Consider the following 16320-nt stretch of genomic DNA (forward strand, 5'->3'; position numbering starts at 1 on the left):
CGCCGGGGAACCGGCGCCGGGCCGGCCCGTTCGACCGGCCGCGGCCGTGTCGAGGAACGGAACCGCGAGGTCGGCGCCGAACAGCGGCCGGACGCCAGAGACGGCGCAGGCCTTCGCGAAACGCACCGCGCCGGCCACCGTGTCGCGGTCCGTCAGCGCGAGCGCACCGAGTTTCTGCTCGGCGGCCCGTGCGGCGAGGGCGTCCGGCAGGCTCGCGCCGTACCGGGCCGAGTAGCCCGAGGCCACGTGCATGTGCGTGAACACGTACGTCGCCTCCTTGCTCCCACGACCCCCTCGCCGATCCGGAACCCTTCCGTCCCTCCAGCGTAGACCCTGTTCGAATACTTGTGCGAATACCTTTCGCGTGTCGCCACCCTGCCGGGCCCCTCTGGGCGTCCGACCGCGCACCCACGCCCTCCACGCACCGGTGCGGCGGGGGGTGGACCGGGACGGCGGCCGCCGTCAGGCTGGTCGCGTAGGGTGCCCCGATGCCGCCGAACCCGGCGGCTTCGAACGGCACGGCATGGCGGTGAGAGCAGTGGACGGCGCAGCACGATCGCGCACCTGGCGCCCGCCATACCCGCTCGACCTAGCCGCCGTGATCGCACCGCTGCGCCGCGGCGCGGGGGATCCGACGATCCGCCTGGAGGCGGGCACCGTGTGGCGGGCCTCGCGCACCCCGACGGGGCTCGGGACGCTGCGCATCGTGGCCCGGCCGGCCGACGGCACGGTCGCCGCGACCGCCTGGGGTCCGGGCGCCAACTGGCTGCTGGAACAGCTGCCGGCGATGCTCGGCGCGAACGACCGGCCGGACGACCTGGTGCTGCCGCTCGGGAAGCTCCGGGACGTCCAGCGCCGCAACCCCGGCCTGCGGCTCGGCGCGACCGGCCTGGTCATGGACTCGCTCGTGCCGTCCGTCCTCGAGCAGAAGGTCACGGTGACCGAGGCACACAGGGCCTGGCGGTACCTGCTGCACCGTCACGGAACTCCGGCGCCGGGGCCCGGCGCGGAGCTCGGCCTGACTGTGCCGCCGTCGGCACGGGAGTGGGCGCTCGTGCCCTCGTGGTCCTGGCACCGCGCCGGGGTGGATTCGAAGCGCACCGAGACGGTGCTGCGCGCGGTGCGGCTCGCGCCCCGCTTGGAGGAAGCGTCCGCGATGGCTGGCACCGAGGGGGCGAACCGGCTGATGCACGTGCCCGGGATCGGGCCGTGGACCGCAGCCGAGACGCTGCAGCGCTGCAACGGCGACCCCGACGCGGTCTCGGTCGGCGACCTCCACCTGCCGAACACCGTCGTCTTCGCCCTCGCCGGGAAACCACGCGGCACTGACGAGGAGATGCTCGAACTCCTCGCCCCCTACGCCGGCCACCGCCACCGCGTCTGCCGCCTCATCCGGGCCCTCGGCGTCCGCGCACCGCGGTTCGGGCCTCGGATGACGCCCAACGACCACTGGCGGCGATAATAACGTCGAACCGCCGGAGCCTCGCGGCGACTGTTCTTCCCTAACTCGCCGCGTCCACCCCCGAGTCAGCGACGCAGCTACTTCCGATCACTTCCAGGATTCTTTCCGGCAATCGTGTGACTGGCCGCCAGATAGCTGGCACTTCACGTGCGCCGCTCGGGTGAACGGAAACACACTCCGCTTGGGTCGACCCGCAGGATCGCAGCCATGATGCTCCACTCACTACATGAGTGAGACCGTCATCATCGTCGCCGCCATCACGGCCATCTCCACGCTGGCAGCGTCTGCAATCGCCTCCATGCTTGCCTTGCGAAGTTCCCGACAGCAGATCAGCCTTCAGGAGAAGCTGGCCGACAAAGAGCATGACGAAAGACGAGCAGTGGAGCTGCGCGAAGTGCGGCGACAGGCTTATCTGGACTTCCTCGGATCCATCGATTCAACCATGAATGAACTACGGAAGGTGCGAGGCCTACGACTCACCGATGAGGAATATAAGGAGTGGGATAGTTCCGTCACTAAACGCTACAACAATGCCCTCTTCTGCTCCCGCCTTGTTGCAATTGCAGGCCCTGAAAGCCTCGATTCCAAAGCGGCCGAGCTATGGGCAGCTGTCGCCGTCGAGGTACGCGCCATGCGCCGCAACTGGGAGACCACTGGAAAAGTGGGCGCCCCACAAGAAATTCGCGACAAGAGAACATATATCCAAGAAGATTTCGCCTCCGCCTCTCGGCGCGCCCTGGGCGGCGATGACTGACGCAATGTGCACTCTGGGGGCGCCATGAAATCGGCCGCCTCCCAGTTGACCCCAGATACTGGCACACCACAGTCGGGTGGGCAGCACAGCCACGGAGGGAGCAGCCGACCGCGGTGATCACCTGTCGGGTGGTCAGGTGGGGTCGGGAACGGGCTCCAGGAGCTGGGGACCGTTGTTGCGGACGTTGTTCACGGCGGTGGAGACCGGGGTGGCGGTGAGTTCGCCGCCTGCGGGGGTGCGGAGCAGGGCGCGGAGTTTGTCGGCGTCGGTGCGGGCGGGGTCGAGCCAGGCGTCGGCGTCGGCGGGGCCGATGGTGAGGGGCATGCGGTCGTGGATGTGGCCGGCGGCGTCCGTGGCTTCGGTGGTGATGACGGTGACGGTGGCGAGCCAGGCGGCGGGGTCGCCGTCGGGGCGGGTCTTGTCGTGCCAGAACTCGTAGAGGCCGGCCATCGCCATCAGGGTGCCGTCGGCGGGAGCGATGAAGTAGGGCTGTTTGCGGGGCTTGGCGCCCTCGGCGGCCGGCAGCGGGGTCCACTCGTAGAAGCCGTCGGCCGGGAGCAGGCAGCGGGGGAGGCGAAGGCGCGGCGGTAGGCGGGCTTCTCGTGGACGGTCTCGACCCGGGCGTTGATCATGCGGGCGCCGACCGAGGGGTCCTTCGCCCAGGACGGCACCAGGCCCCAACGGAGCGCGCGGAGTTGGCGCTGGATCTCGCCGGTGTCCTTGTCGAGGCGCTCGAGAACCGTCCAGACCGGCTTCGTCGGGGCGACGTTGTAGTCGGGCTGCAGCGTCTCGGCGGGGTCCCAGCGGGCCACGTTGAACAGGCTGACGAGGTCCTGGGGGCTGCTCGTGGAGACGTACCGGCCGCACATCCTCCCCACTGTGCCACCGCGCGCCGACAACCCGGCGCACCGGCACGGCCCGCAGCATGGCAGGGGGCGCGCGGGGGGCCGGGTACGACCGTGGTGTGTCGGCCGGCCGGGTCGATCCCGGTCCGCATCGGCGGGGCTGCTGCAGCAGACCGAGGGCGGCTTCGTACGATGGCGGCTGTGCCGAAGAACGAACAGCCGATCGAATTTCCGTCCGAGCTGCTGGCGAAGGAAGCCGCCCTGCGCGCGGCCCGCACCGCCCACTTCGAATACCTGCGCACGCTGCCGAGCGGGTGGGACGTCGAGGTGACCGACGAGCAGCGCGCCGAGTCCGCCCGGCTGCGGGAGGGCGAGCGGCAGGCCGCGGCCGCGCTGGCCGCCGACGGCTACTGGGCGGCGCTGGCGCCGCCGGACCGCGTCGGCCACCGCGCCGCCCTCACCCCCACCGCACTGCCCGAATAGCAGGCCGGCTTGGGCCGGGCCGGTGATCATCCGGCCCGGCCACCGCGGCGCACACAGCGCACGGCGGGACGCTGGACCGCGTGCCCCGTACACGACAGACCGTGGTGCTGCGCCCGCCCATCCCGGTGATGCAGCCGGTCCTCGCCCGCACCCTGCCCCCGGAGGACGGCCTGCCCGGCGGGGTCCAGTACACGCCCAAGTGGGACGGCTACCGGGTGCTCGCCTGCGTGCAGGAGGACCACGCGCCGCTGCTCCTGTCCCGCCGCGGCACCGTCCTCAACAGCCGGTATCCGTCGGTGCTGCCGGCGATCGCCGACCTGCCGGTCGGCCTCGTCCTCGACGCCGAGCTGTGCGCGTGGACGCCGCGGCCCGGCGGCGGCCCGGGCCGGCTCGGCTTCCACGCCCTGGCCCGGACCGCGGGCGCCCGCGCCGAGGCTGGTACCCAGCTCGTGATCGTCGCGTTCGACGTCCTCGCCGTACCCGGGCGCGACGTCAGATCGGCCCCGCTCCGGGAGAGATGGGACCTGCTCTCGCTGATCATGATCGGCGCCCGCCCCCAGATCCAGCAGTCCATGGAGACCCGCTCGCTGGCCGAGGCGCAGCAGTGGTACCGCGACCTGGAGCCGCTCGGCATCGAGGGGGTGTGCGCGAAAGGCCTCGACACGGTGTACACCACCTCGGGCGGGAACGCCCCCGGCCGCTGGATCAAGGTCCGGCACGCGGAGACGATCGATTGCCTCGTCGCGGGTGTCACCGGTTCGCTGGCCCGTCCGGAAGCTGTCCTCGTGCAGCTCCCGGACGGTCGGCAGGAGGTCACCTCGCCGCGGCTCACCACCGCGCAGGCCCACCAGGTCGCCGGCGCGGTGGCTGGTCGGCTGCGCCCCGCGACCGCCGGGCGGGCCCGGGTCCACTGGATCGCGGAGCCGCTGCCGGTCGCGGAGGTCCGCATCGGAACCGGTCGGCACGGTGGTGTGCGGTTCGTACGGCTCCGGCCGGAGGAGTAGCCGGGCGTAGCGGCCGCGCGCCGTTCGCCGCCGCGGGTGCGCGGAGGGCGAGTGGTGCCGGAAACGACGAAGGGCCCGGCACCGTGGGGATCGTGTGGGGATCGGTGCCGGGCCCTGGGCCGGAGGTGTGGTGCGCGTGTCGGGGCGGGCAGTTGTGCTCACGGCCCTGGTCGGACGTCCTCAGGTCGGCGTTCCAGCCCCGCACCCGTGATGCCTTGGCAGCCCCCGGCCGGCTCGCGCCGGGTCCGGGTGGTGGGCGCGGGCGTCAGTGCGGGTAGTCGGTGGGGGCGGGTCGGCCGTCCGTCGAGCCGCCGGGGTGGTCGGTCGCCGTCGATCCGGCCGTGGGCCTGCCGGCCGGCATCGGGTGGGGCTCCAGGTGTGTCGTCGCGGAGATCGCCCACATGGCGATCAGGCAGACGATGGCGGCCGCCCAGATCACGTTCTCGACGGTGATGTCGGGTTCTCTCTCATTGGCGCGCATGGGTTCTCCTTGGTCGGTGTGGTGGGTGCCGGTCGGCACGAGCCAGCCGGTGGGTGGCGGTGTTGGTGCGGTCGCGCTCTCAGGGGCGGGCGCCGGCGGGGTTGTCCAGGCCGATGGCCCGGGTGACGACGGCGAGGGTGGCGGTCCAGTCGCCGGCGAAGTGGACAGCCTTGTCGCAGACGTAGCAGGCGGCGCCGAGCTTGAGGTTGGTGACCAGGACGTCGCCTCGCTCGGTCCAGTAGGCCCGGTCGGGGTCGTCGTTGACCCGGGTCGTCAGTCCGCTGTGCCGGTTGACCCACTCGGCGACCGCGCGGTGATAGCGGCGATGGCGGGCGGTGTAGACGAACACGGCGCGGTGCGCGGCGAGCAGGCGCAGGGCCTCGATCGCGCCGGGGACCGGCACGCCGCACACCTCGCCGTTCATCCCCCCGCCGGCATCGCTCTGGTGCTGGCGGGGCGGTGCCGTCCGTCGCCGGACGGGGTGTCCGAGGGCGCGTCGTCCGATCGCCACGCCGGCAGCCTGATGGCGGGTGACGGGGCGTCTGGTTGTGGTGAGGGGCTTCTGCCAGTGCTGGCCGCCCCACAGGCTGGTGTAGGCGGGGTCCACGGCGATGACGCTGATTCCGGCTTCGGTGGCCATCGACAGGAGCCGGGCCTTGAGTTTGCCGGTGGGGATACCGGAGATCAGCTGCCAGAAGCGGCGCTTGCGGCCGTGCTTCTCGCGGGTCTTGGAGTCGGTGAAGTCGAGGTCCTCGACGGCTATCGCGCGGACGCCGGTCGCCGTAGCCCGGTGCAGGAGGCGGGTGAGGGCGTGGCGGAGCTGTGCGTCCCGGTGGGTCGCGGTGCCGCTGAGGTCGTAGTCGAAGCGGCACGGCCGGCCGGTGGGGTTGCCGTGGCTGTCCAGCCGCCACGCGGCGAGGTGGTCGGCGTTCATGTCCACGCCGATCACCTCACCCGCCCGCAATGTCTCCAGCGGCACGATGAGAAGGTCTTTGCGCTGCCAGGAAGCGTCGAGGTACCAGCGTCCGCGTTCCGTGTCGAGGTGGATACGGTAGGCCACGGCGCGGTTCGCTTCGATGCGGTCGCGCCATTCGTCGCCCCGGTGCGGGAACGAAACCTTCGCGGTGAGGACGTACCGGCCGTTCCTGGCGTTGGCGTGCCCGGCGAGCGGGGTGGGCAGCTTGACGCTGATCTCCCCTTCGCACGTGATACGGATCGTCTCGTTGCCGAAGCGTTTCCCGGACTCCCCGTCAGCGGACAGGAACCAGCGGGCGGCTTCCCACCGCTGGCGCCACTGCGGCTCGGTGAGCTGCGCGGCGGTGAGGTTGTGCCGGGTGTTGAGGAGCCTCCTCCCGCCGCGCACCACAACGACATGTCCGGCCTCACGCTCCGCCATCACGGCCGCGTGCCGGTCCTCCAGCACGGACAGCCGCCGGGACTTGACGAACCAATCCTGCTTGGAGCGGTAGCCGCCGGGGGCGCTTGCTGCCCTTCTCGCCGAGCGGCAACGACAGCCGGTGCGCGATGGTGCGGATACCGGCGTCGAGCCATTGCAGGTGGGCGTGCTGAGCGCGGCGCGACAACGCCCACTGGTCATGACCGGCTCCGCCTCCTGCTCGCCCGGCCCGACCGCACCATCGAGGAGACCTGTGAGCGGCTCCTGCGCGAGCTCCGCCACTCCGGGCGACCACGACGACGTCGCCCTCCTGATCGCCCGGGTGCGGCCCGCCGGGTCAGGGCACGGCCCGTCCTGAACGATGGAGCGGCCGGGACGCCGACCGGGTGAGGGAGATGATTTCCGCCTTCCACTCCGTGACGCTTCGACTGCGGAGAGTCGCAGGTGCCCTAGCGTGATGACGCACCATCCCCGAGCGCCGGTCCCTGGCTGGGGTGGTCCGCCGTGGCCGAAAGGGAATGACCATGCACCTTGTCTCCAGCCGCATCCCGCTCATCAGGGCTGCCCTGGCAGCCTGCGCGGTGTCAGTGCTGCTCTCGCCGTCCGCGATCGCCGCCCGGGCGGAAGCCGGCACACCCGGGGGCGGCCGGGGCGCGGTGGTCACCCTGAGGACCGCGAGAGTCGGGGCACCCGGGAACCCGTCGGTCGCCGTGGTGCCGTTCACCGACGCGATCTACCAGTCCTGCGCCGACGCGCCGCCGGACTCGACGGACTGCCTGACGGTCGGCAGCGTCGGCGCCCCCTACGAGATCGGACAGCTCGAGGTCACCGTGGGCCAGTGGGTGGCCTTCCTCAACACGATCGACCGCCGCGGGCGCGATCCGCACGACCTGTACGACCGGAGCGAGAGCGCGGCGGCCTGGCCCAAGTACGGCCCGATCGACTTCTCGCCCACCGCCGCCGACGGCCACCACTACTCCGTGGCTTACCCCGAGTGGGCGGACAAGCCGTACGGCTTCGCCAACTTCCTCAGGGCGGCCCGCTTCGTCAACTCCCTCTACAACGGACGTCTGGTCTCCAGGCGGACCGACACCAGCGGCGGCTTCGAGTACGTCACCTACCAGGTGGAACTATCGACGCAGACCGAACGCGGGATGTACGACCTCGCCCGGCCCGACGCCACCCGCGCCCACGACTCCGGCTTCGTGGTGCCCAGCCAGGACGAATGGATCAAGGCCGCCTACTACGACCCCAACGGCGACGGCACCTACTCCTACTGGAAGTACCCGACCAACCCCGGCGTCTTCGGCGACGGCGACGCGAGCGCACCGTCACCCACCGTCCTCGACCCCGCCACGGGCGACGTCACGAACGCCGCCACCGAGCCGCTCGCCTCCTACCACGCCACCAACCAGCCCGCCCCGAGCTGGTGCCCCGGCCAGGTGCAGCCGGCCGTCTGCTCGACCGTCAACCCCTTCGGACTGGATCCCCTCGCCTACCGCGCGTTCTACCAGGGCAGCCTCAGCACCGTCGGCCAGGCCCGGACCACCTCACCGTGGGGCACCCTCGACCAGGGCGGCAACGCGGTCGAGTGGACCGACAGCATCACCCCCGCGCCCGCCGGTGGCGACTCCGCCCGGGTCTGGCGCCGGCAGCACGGAGGAGTCTCCAACGCTCCGGCCTACCAGATGTGGCCGTCCGCCGTCGGTCTGGAACCACAGGACAATCCCTTCTTCAGCCACGTCTATCCCTGGCTCGGGTTCCGGATCGGCGTGATCGGCGACCGCAGCCCCTGGGCCCCCTGACACCCTGCCACTCTGTCGGCGCCGTCGGACGGTAGCGGCGCGAACAGACCGCCAAAGCGGCGTACACGGCACGGACAGCGCCCCGGGCGCGCCGAAGCGACGGGCAGCCTGGGCCGCATCGGCGGGCGGCAGCGGTCAGTGTGAGACCAATCCGACGCTGCGGACCCACACGGCAAAAGGTGCGGCCTCCGGCTCGGGAACGGTCTGCTCGGACTGGCCGTCCTCGGCCTCAAGGTCCGACCAGGCAACCAAGCCCCGCTCCTGGTCACACAGGAAGCCCTCGATGACAGCACCGAGATCGTCGGTGGTCACGTAGGAGCCGCCAAAGGGCAGCTCGTCCGTGGCCACCGATCCGGTTGAGCACTGGAGCTGTCCCGCCTGCTCGTCGTGCCACACGTAGAACGTCGCCGTCCCGGCGAAGCCCATGTCTCCGATGCGGAGCCGGATGCTTTCGGCGGTTCGCCCAAAGGCGGCGACCACCTCCGACACGGACAAGACACGCCTGTCCTCGTCCTCCGCCCCCAACCACCAGGTGTTGGTCTCCCACTCCACCCGCCGATCAGCCGGCTCCAGCACCAGCGGTTCGTCCGCCACCTCAGCGATCCATGTCAACAGCACCTCAGAAATATCCCGGCACACCTCGGACACCAGGAAGCACCAAAAGAAACGATGTCTATTACGGGCTCAGATGATGGTGAGAAGTGAGAGCACTCCGGGCGTGTCGTAGCAAGCGTTCTGAGACTGGGGCCAGCCTGGCAGGCCGTAACACCTTGTCAGGTCTCGGACCCACAGCCCCCGGGCGTCCAGGCAGCCGTGCCGGTCCCGAGGGCGTCGGACCGCCTCAGAGCTGCTCCGGGACGACCTCCACGCCAGCCGCGAGCATCGCGGCGGTGACCCGTCGGGCCACGGCCTCGTTGCAGATCAGCAGCACGGTCTGCGGATCGCCCCGGTGGCAGGGCAGGTGGCCGCCGCCGGCCTCCAGCAACTGCCACCGGTCGCGTTCCGTGGTCCACAGCGGCTCAAGTTCGACCAGGGCGCGCTCGACCTCGGCCGCCTCGGCCGCAGCGCGGGCACGGCGACCGGCCGGCGCGGTCGGCGAAGCGGCGTGCAGGGCGACGCTCGTCAGGTAGCCTCGCCCGTCACCGGCCCGGATCTCCAGCTCTGGAGGCCGGTGGTCGCCGAGGGCCTCCACCACCTCGGCGGCCGGGTAGCCGAACAGGTCGACGTCTCCGAGGATGACGGGCGTGCCCCCCGGGACGCCCGACGCCGCGCCGCCGCGGCTCAGCACGACGGAACGCACCAGCAGTTCGCCGGGCATGGCCGCGGCCCGGCCCGCCTGGTCGGCGTGGGCGGCCACTTCGACGTCGCCCCAGCGGGCGGTGTGGATCCAGGGAGCTCCCAGCAGCGGCCGGACGGGGCCGAGCCCCGCCAGGACCTCGGCCGCCGTCCGCGCGTCCGACCCGAAGCGGAGGGTGCCCGTGTCACCGGGCAGGACGACCCCGACTCCGGGCAGCAACTCGAACATCAGCCGATCGTGCACCGGGGCCCGGCGAGGATGCAAACCAGTTGCCTCGGCCACGCCGGCGGCGCCGACACTGCTGCGCTCCGCGCGATGGAGTTCTCGGTGTTCTTCCGCGAGCACTCCGCCGCCGTCCTCACCGGCATCGCTGGCCTCAACGAGCGGCGCGCCACCGAGACGAGTCCACGCCGCCCAGAGCCAGCTCGACCACCTCGACGAGCAGCTGCAGGCTGCGCAGCCGTGCCGGTAGGGTCTGTCCAGCGACTGGCTCTGTCCCGTAATCGGTGGTAACGAAGGGTGACGGTCGTCGTTGGTGAGATGTGCGAGATGCCAACGAGCTTGTGAGCATGGTGTTTTCGGGATTGTCGGCGCTGGTGGTCGAGGACCTGGTGGACGAGGGCGAGGTCATCCGGGTGTGGGCCCGGACCCGGGATGAGCCGGTGCCGTGCCCAGTGTGCGGGCAGCCGACGCCGCACGTGCATGGCTTCCACCGTCGAGTGGTCGCGGATGTGCCGGTGGACGGCCGACGGGTCGTGGTGTCGGTGCGAGTCCGACGGCTGACCTGCACGGTTCTGGGTTGCCCGCGCCAGACATTCCGTGAGCAGGTCCCCGGCCTGATCGACCGCTACCAGCGGCGTACGCGCCGACTTGCCGATCAACTCGGGCAGGTGGTGAAGGAGTTAGCGGGCCGGGCGGGTGCCCGCCTCTCCCGCGTCCTGGCCGCGACGGTCTCCCGCTCGACCGCCCCGCGACTGCTGATCCGACTGCCGCTACCAGTTCCGCGGGTGCCGCTCGTCCTCGGCGTCGACGACTTCGCCCTCAAGCGCCGCCACCGGTATGCCACCGTCCTGATCGACGCTGAGAACGGCGAGCGCAGCGACGTGCTGCCTGGCCGCGGCGCCGACGCGCTCGAGCGGCGGCTGCGAGAGCACGGGTCAGCATCACGCCCAGGCCGGCCGATCAGCAGCAGGCCGGGCGCGAACGACCAGGCACCGGGCGACCAGCGCCAGCAGCACGGCGATGCCCGCGATCGTCACCACGAAGCCCGCCATGATGAGGGTGCGCTGCGGACGGCGCCGGGCCAGCTTCTCCGCGGCCAGCGAGGAGGCGAGGATGCCGAGCGTCACGGCGGTGAAGATGACGCCGGTCTGGATCGCGTCGTAGCCCCGGACGACCTGCAGGTAGGCGGCGACGGTGAACGAGACGCCCATCAGCATCAGCCACTGGGTGTTCTGGGTGACCAGGCCGAGGTTGGAGGTGCGGTTGCGGAACAGCGCCGTCGACAGCAGCGCCTCCCGGCCGGCGCGCTCCCGGCTGCGCACCCAGGCGAAGAAGCCGGCGAGCACCAGCGCCCCGCCCAGCAGCAGCCCCAGGGCCAGCAGCCGTTGTTGTCGACCGCGAGGATGCCGGTCACCAGCAGCACAAGCCCCGCCGCCGACAGCACCGCGCCGACCGTGTCGAAGGGCCGGACGGGGTCGGGCGGCAGCGGATCGGTGATCCCGCGGCTGAGCACCACGATCACCACGATCACCAGTGCCTGGAACACGAACGCGGCCCGCCAGCTGATCGCGCTGGTGATCAGCCCGCCGATCAGCGGTCCGGCGGCCGCCCCCACCCCGCCCATCGCCATGATCGCGCCGAACGCCCGCGCCCGGGACGCCGTGTCGGTGAACAGCAGCGTCGTCAGGATGTAGACCGGCGGGATCAGCAGTGCCGATCCCACGCCCTTACGAGGTGCAGTCGGAGAAGCGGCGTGCGAGTGCGGTCAGGTGATCGTCGACCTCGCGCCGGCCGTCGGCGCTGTGCTCCGTCCCGAGCACGCTCACCGGGCTTCTTCGTGATCACAACGCCCGGTACAGGGCCGCGTCACCGTCGTACAGGGCCGCTTGTGCCTCGTACAACGTCGTCCTGACCCACCGCAAGAACGCGTCACAGTCGCTCACGTTCTCGTCATGCACGGTCCCTTCCACATCGGTGGGTGAGCAGAACGGCAAGCGGTCTGCCGCCGGCCCGGGGCAGGTGCGGTCGAGGTTCATTCGTCAAGCCGTGGGGGTTGAGTGACGTCGATTGCAGGGGACGAGGGCTGCTGGCGCTCCAGCCAGTAGCGGCCGAGCAGGGCGCCGCCGTAGAACACGAATCCGACGCCGATCAGCCAGGACTCCACCACCAGCAGGACGCCCACCGTGCCGTACGACTCGGCATTGGAGACCACCATCGGGTCGAACACCAGGGCCGAGAACACGCGCAGGCCGCCGAGTCCGGCGGTGGTGGCGAGCGCACCGGGCAGCAGGACCCGCCACCCGATCCGGCCGCCGAGCAGGAAGTGCTGCCCCCACCAGAAGAACGCCACGCTCATCGCCGCCAGCAGGAGCAGCCGCTCCGCGGTGTCCCACCAGCCAGGCCGCAGCACCGCGCCGGTCTCCACCTCGACGACCAGGAACACAGTGAGCGCGCCCAGCCACAGCACCTGCCGCCACAGGTGCCGCCACGACGGCGACGGAAGCCGCCAGATGCGCTCGTAGACGGTCTGCACCGCCGCGACGAAGGACAGGCCGAACAGTGCCAGGGAAAGGAGCGACAGGACGCTCGCGGTGCTGCGGATGTGCTGGTCGGCCGCGAACAGGTGCTCCACCGGTACCGCGGTGCGGCCGGGCAGGCCCATGCCGTCGACGACCCAGTGGGCGAAGCCGCGCTGGCGGAACGGGTCGACGGCGGCGACCACGATCAGCAGCGGTACCAGGGTGACCAGCCCGAGCGCGGCGAACCCCATCGACCGTTGCATCAGTTCCAGCCCGGCGCCCTGGCGCCAGAGCCCGCCGAGCCGGCTCCGTCGCCACCATTCGGCCCACCCTGCGCCCTTCGTCCGTCCGGCCGCTGGCCACGAGATCCCGCCGACACCGTGCATGGCCCACCTCCGACGAACTCCTCCGCGACCACCATTCTCCGCGTGTCGGCAGGTCTTCACGCGCCGCCGAAGGCCGGGGCGGCTCGACCGCGATCGCGCCAGGAGGGCCCGACGGCGTTCACGGAGTGTATGAGGGTGTTCGCCTAGCCGGGCGGCCGCGGCTGGGATCCGCCCGCCATCAAGGGGGGGAAGGGATCCCCGGTCCGGTGGGCCGGGGCTGCGCGGTGGTCAGCGCGCTGTAGCCACCGCCCCGGCTCGCCCTGCATGGCCCATGCCGGACGTCTCCCGTCTCCTTCCTGCCCGCCGCGCGCGACTGCCGCGCGCATGCCGGCGGGCCGTCCGCGCGCTTCGCCGCCGTCTGCGGGTCGTCACGAACCGGCCCGCCGGCCCCGGTCCCGGCGCCTTCGGCTCCCCCGGGCACGTGTCGCTCCGAGGCTTTGCCTGCCCGGCATGTGCTGGGCAGCGGCGCCGTCCTCGAGCTCACGTCCCACACCGCCCACTGCCCCGTATGGCGCCTGCACCCGCCCGCGCCCGACACGGTCGAAAAGTCACTGAGGTGCAGCCCGGCTGACGGGCCGAACGGGGTGACGGCCGACCGGCGAAAACGACGGCTCAGGGCTGGCGTGGCGCGGCGGACAGCCAGCGGGGGGCGGTGGCGGTCAGGGCGAGTGCGAGGGCGCAGGCGGTGGCCAGCCACGCGATGCCGACGCCGGTGAGGCCGTAGCGGGGCATCAGCAGCAGGCTGAGGGCCAGGAGCAGGGCGGCGAAGGTGAGCTGCAGGCCTGTGAGGAAGACGAGGGCTTGGCGGACGCGGGCGACGTGGACGGCGACGCCGAACAGCACGTTCGGCACCGCCGAGAGCGCCATCAGGCGTAGCACGGTGGTGCCGTGCTGGGCGTAGTCGGTGCCGAGGAGGTCGAGGATCCAGGGGGCGGCTGCGACGGCGATGGCGGGGGCGGGGGCGGGGTGATCAGCAGTGCGGTGTGGCGGAGCATGTGGCGGGCGTGTTCGGCGAGGCGGTGGGGTTCGGCGGCGCCCTCGACGGTGAGGGACTGGCCCATGGCGTAGGCGGCCTGGTAGAGGGTGTCCGTGACCAGCTAGGCCAGTGAGTAGTAGGCGGTCTGCTCCGGGCCGAGGCGGCCGAGGACGAGCAGTGGCAGGGATTTGGAGACGGCGGTCTGGCCGAGCTGGCCGATGTAGACCGCGGCGGCGTAGCGGGCCATCCGTCCGGGCCGGGCAGTGGCGGCACTGGTGCCGGTGCCGCTGTTGGTGGTGGCGTCGGTGGTGCTGGTGTCGGCGGTGGTCGGGGTGGGGCGGGCGGTGGGCACGGTCGCCAACACGGTCCTGTTCGCCCGCGCCCCTACGAGGCTGGCGGCCCAGGACAGCAGGATGCCGGCGCTGAGGGTCAGGGCGGCGGACAGGGCGAGGGCGAAGGCCTTGGCGATGGCGAAGATCAGGTTCTCGCCCAGGACCCAGCCCGGTCGGCGCAGTCCGGTCAGTGCGCCGTCCTGGAGGACGAAGACGGTGTAGGCGGAGGTGGCGGCGATGAACAGGATCGCCGAGGGCTGGCGTAGCTCGGTCAGGCCGGGGGCCAGTTGCGGGGCGAGGAGTACGAAGCCGGTCGCGACCGCCGCGCCGGTCGCGGTGGAGACGGTGTAGCAGCGGACCACCAGCTGCCGGCCGCGGGGGCCTGCGGTGGGCAGGAAGCGCACCAAGACATCGCCGAGGTTGAGGGAGCCGAGGGTCGCCAGCAGCATCGCCGCCGACAGCAGGGCGTAGCTGAGGCCGACCGTGGCGGTGGTGAACCAGCGGGCCGCGAGCAGCCAGAAGAGGGCGCTGAGGCCGGCGGCGAGGACCGCGCTGGCGGCTGAGCCAACCGCCCCGAACGACGCCGCTGACGATCACCTATCTGCGCGACCTCTTTAGCCGCCTTTGCCGGAGGTGCTGCCCTTTCCGCCGAGGTCGTCGTGGCCCACGTGCTCGCCCGGTGTGGACAGCTCCTCGACGGCGGAGGCGCCGACCACCGCGCCGGTGGACCTCTTGCCGCGCCGCAGCCGGCGCTCCAGCCAGGTCGCGAAGGAGGTAAGGGCGAAGTTCAGCACGACGAAGATGGCCGCGACGACGGTGAAGCAGGCGATGGTGTTGGCCCCGTAGTTCGCGCTCATCGGGCGGACGGACGCCAGCAGTTCGGAGAAGCCGAGCAGTGCGCCACCCAGCGCGGTGTCCTTCACGAGGACGACCATCTGGCTGACGATCGCCGGCAGCATCGCGGTGACCGACTGCGGCAGCAGCACGTAGCGCATCACCTGGTTCTTGCGCATGCCGATCGCCTCGGCCGCGTCGGTCTGGCCCTGCGGGAGGGAGAGGATGCCGGCCCGGACGATCTCCGCGAGCACGGCGCCGTTGTAGAGGACCAGGCCGGTGACCACGGCGTACAGCGGCCGGCTGTCGGGGCTGACGTCGGTGAACTCGGAGTACGCGGCATTGGCGAACAGCATCAGGATCAGCACCGGGATGGCGCGGAAGAACTCCACGACGGTGCCGGCCGTGCCCCGCAGCCACGGGTGGTCGGAGAGGCGGGCGATGCCGAACAGCGCCCCGAACGGCAGCGCGACGACCATGGCGAGTGAGGCGGCGATGAGGGTGTTCTTCAGCCCCGGCAGGAGGTAGGTCTCCCAGGCGCGGGAGTCCGTGAGGAAGGGCCGCCACTTGACCCATTCGAGCTGGTTCTTGTCGATGAGGCTCTGGACCACCCACCAGGCCACACCGGCGACGGCGATCAGGAACGCCACCGTGAACAGCAGGTTGCGCCGCTTGGCGCGCGGTCCCGGAGTGTCGTAGAGGACGGACGGCGGGGTCATCGCTTCACCGAGACCTTCTTGGCCACCCTTCCGAGGAGGAGCCCGGTCGGCAGCGTGAGGCAGATGAAGCCGAACGCGAAGACCGCGGAGATGAGGAGGAGCTGGGCCTCGTTCTCGATCATTTCCCGCATCAGCAGGGCGGCCTCGGCGACACCGATCGTGGCGGCCACGGTGGTGTTCTTGGTCAGGGCGATCAGCACGTTCGCCAGCGGGCCCACCACGGAACGGAACGCCTGCGGAAGGACGACGAACCTCAGCACCTGGGGGAAGCTCAGGCCGATGGCGCGCGCCGCCTCCGTCTGGCCCACGGGCACCGTGTTGATGCCGGACCGCAGCGCCTCGCAGACGAACGCCGAGGTGTAGGCGATCAGTCCGAGCACGGCGAGCCGGAAGTCGATGGTGGTGAAGTCCTCGGCGCCGAGCGTGATGCCGAGCGTCTGGAACAGGCCCAGCGAGGTGAAGACGATGATCACGGTGAGGGGGATGTTCCGGACCACGTTGACGTAAGCCGTCCCGAAGCCGCGCATCAGGGGCACGGGGCTGACGCGCATGGCCGCCAGGACGGTGCCCCAGATCAGCGCGCCGACGGCGGAGTAGAAGGTGAGCTGCACCGTCACCCAGAAGGCGCCGAGCACGTTGTAGCCCTCAAGAAAGTCGAACACGGTCTTCCCGCCTTCCGCGAGTGACGGGCGAGGCGCGCCGCCCCGGGGCGGGGCGCCGGGGGGGGCGCGCCGCAAGTGGCGAATTCCCCCCAGGTAGGGGGGGGCGCCGTCTGGTTACCCGGCGGGCCGGGGTGGTTGATTGA

At 71.5% G+C, this 16320-nt stretch carries 15 protein-coding genes and 4 pseudogenes; 6 read left to right on the forward strand and 13 right to left on the reverse strand.

Going from position 1 to position 16320, the window contains the following annotated elements; translation table 11 throughout:
• Positions 1–252, reverse strand: a 252-nt coding sequence (locus AB0P35_RS38710; protein WP_363520628.1) for a PHP domain-containing protein, incomplete at its 3' end; no start/stop codon positions are given.
• A gap of 271 nt (positions 253–523) precedes the next feature.
• Here AB0P35_RS38710 and AB0P35_RS38715 point away from each other — a divergent pair.
• Both AB0P35_RS38715 and AB0P35_RS38720 read left to right on the forward strand, forming a co-directional pair.
• Positions 524–1462: a DNA-3-methyladenine glycosylase gene (locus AB0P35_RS38715; RefSeq protein ID WP_095877599.1), complete on the forward strand. Its 939-nt coding sequence runs from the start codon at positions 524–526 to the stop codon at positions 1460–1462.
• Positions 1463–1688: 226 nt separating this feature from the next.
• Entirely contained in the window at positions 1689–2216 is a 528-nt protein-coding gene (locus AB0P35_RS38720) for a hypothetical protein (protein ID WP_144298840.1), read from the forward strand.
• Positions 2217–2348: 132 nt separating this feature from the next.
• Here AB0P35_RS38720 and AB0P35_RS38725 read toward each other — a convergent pair.
• A pseudogene (locus AB0P35_RS38725) lies at positions 2349–3085 on the reverse strand (SOS response-associated peptidase).
• 177 nt (positions 3086–3262) lie between these two features.
• Here AB0P35_RS38725 and AB0P35_RS38730 point away from each other — a divergent pair.
• The gene (locus AB0P35_RS38730) at positions 3263–3544 is read left to right on the forward strand and encodes a hypothetical protein (protein ID WP_363520621.1); all 282 of its coding nucleotides are present in this window, start codon (positions 3263–3265) and stop codon (positions 3542–3544) included.
• An 80-nt stretch (positions 3545–3624) separates the two neighbouring features.
• Positions 3625–4548, forward strand: a complete 924-nt coding sequence (locus AB0P35_RS38735) for a DNA ligase (RefSeq protein ID WP_144298841.1) — start codon at positions 3625–3627, stop codon at positions 4546–4548.
• A 265-nt stretch (positions 4549–4813) separates the two neighbouring features.
• Here the strand turns inward: AB0P35_RS38735 and AB0P35_RS38740 are convergent, their stop codons facing one another.
• Entirely contained in the window at positions 4814–5029 is a 216-nt protein-coding gene (locus AB0P35_RS38740) for a hypothetical protein (protein ID WP_095877602.1), read from the reverse strand.
• 436 nt (positions 5030–5465) lie between these two features.
• Positions 5466–6633: pseudogene (locus tag AB0P35_RS38745) on the reverse strand (IS200/IS605 family accessory protein TnpB-related protein); the annotation flags it as partial.
• A 316-nt stretch (positions 6634–6949) separates the two neighbouring features.
• Between AB0P35_RS38745 and AB0P35_RS38750 the strand changes: the two are divergent.
• Positions 6950–8230 carry a hypothetical protein gene (locus tag AB0P35_RS38750; protein ID WP_095878117.1) on the forward strand — a complete coding sequence of 427 codons (1281 nt, stop codon included), beginning with the start codon at positions 6950–6952 and terminating at the stop codon, positions 8228–8230.
• Positions 8231–8365: 135 nt separating this feature from the next.
• Here AB0P35_RS38750 and AB0P35_RS38755 read toward each other — a convergent pair whose 3' ends face one another.
• Together AB0P35_RS38755 and AB0P35_RS38760 are read right to left on the reverse strand one after the other, a co-directional pair.
• On the reverse strand, positions 8366–8824 hold the full coding sequence (locus AB0P35_RS38755; protein WP_257019566.1) for a hypothetical protein: 459 nt from the start codon (positions 8822–8824) through the stop codon (positions 8366–8368).
• 247 nt (positions 8825–9071) lie between these two features.
• Positions 9072–9755 carry a hypothetical protein gene (locus tag AB0P35_RS38760; RefSeq protein WP_095877604.1) on the reverse strand — a complete coding sequence of 228 codons (684 nt, stop codon included), beginning with the start codon at positions 9753–9755 and terminating at the stop codon, positions 9072–9074.
• A 344-nt stretch (positions 9756–10099) separates the two neighbouring features.
• Between AB0P35_RS38760 and AB0P35_RS38765 the strand changes: the two are divergent.
• Positions 10100–10681 (forward strand): annotated as a pseudogene (locus AB0P35_RS38765) (transposase family protein); the annotation flags it as partial.
• Between the two features lie 9 nt (positions 10682–10690).
• Here the strand turns inward: AB0P35_RS38765 and AB0P35_RS38770 are convergent.
• The 7 genes and pseudogenes from AB0P35_RS38770 to AB0P35_RS38800 form a co-directional block, all read right to left on the reverse strand.
• Positions 10691–11095, reverse strand: coding sequence for a hypothetical protein (locus AB0P35_RS38770; RefSeq protein ID WP_257019674.1), 405 nt, complete (start codon positions 11093–11095; stop codon positions 10691–10693).
• A 152-nt stretch (positions 11096–11247) separates the two neighbouring features.
• Positions 11248–11472: pseudogene (locus tag AB0P35_RS38775) on the reverse strand (MFS transporter); the annotation flags it as partial.
• Positions 11473–11781: 309 nt separating this feature from the next.
• Positions 11782–12531: a YhjD/YihY/BrkB family envelope integrity protein gene (locus AB0P35_RS38780; RefSeq protein WP_257019567.1), complete on the reverse strand. Its 750-nt coding sequence runs from the start codon at positions 12529–12531 to the stop codon at positions 11782–11784.
• Positions 12532–13266: 735 nt separating this feature from the next.
• The gene (locus tag AB0P35_RS38785) at positions 13267–13533 is read right to left on the reverse strand and encodes a hypothetical protein (RefSeq protein ID WP_144298843.1); all 267 of its coding nucleotides are present in this window, start codon (positions 13531–13533) and stop codon (positions 13267–13269) included.
• A 218-nt stretch (positions 13534–13751) separates the two neighbouring features.
• Entirely contained in the window at positions 13752–14411 is a 660-nt protein-coding gene (locus AB0P35_RS38790; protein ID WP_095877607.1) for a hypothetical protein, read from the reverse strand.
• Between the two features lie 165 nt (positions 14412–14576).
• On the reverse strand, positions 14577–15515 hold the full coding sequence (locus AB0P35_RS38795; RefSeq protein WP_095877608.1) for an amino acid ABC transporter permease: 939 nt from the start codon (positions 15513–15515) through the stop codon (positions 14577–14579).
• Positions 15512–16177, reverse strand: coding sequence for an amino acid ABC transporter permease (locus AB0P35_RS38800; protein WP_095877609.1), 666 nt, complete (start codon positions 16175–16177; stop codon positions 15512–15514). The genes AB0P35_RS38795 and AB0P35_RS38800 overlap by 4 nt, the downstream gene beginning before the upstream one ends.
• Between the last annotated feature and the right edge of the window lie 143 nt (positions 16178–16320).

The sequence above is a fragment of the Kitasatospora sp. NPDC085879 genome, assembly GCF_040686255.1.
GTDB lineage: Bacteria > Actinomycetota > Actinomycetes > Streptomycetales > Streptomycetaceae > Kitasatospora.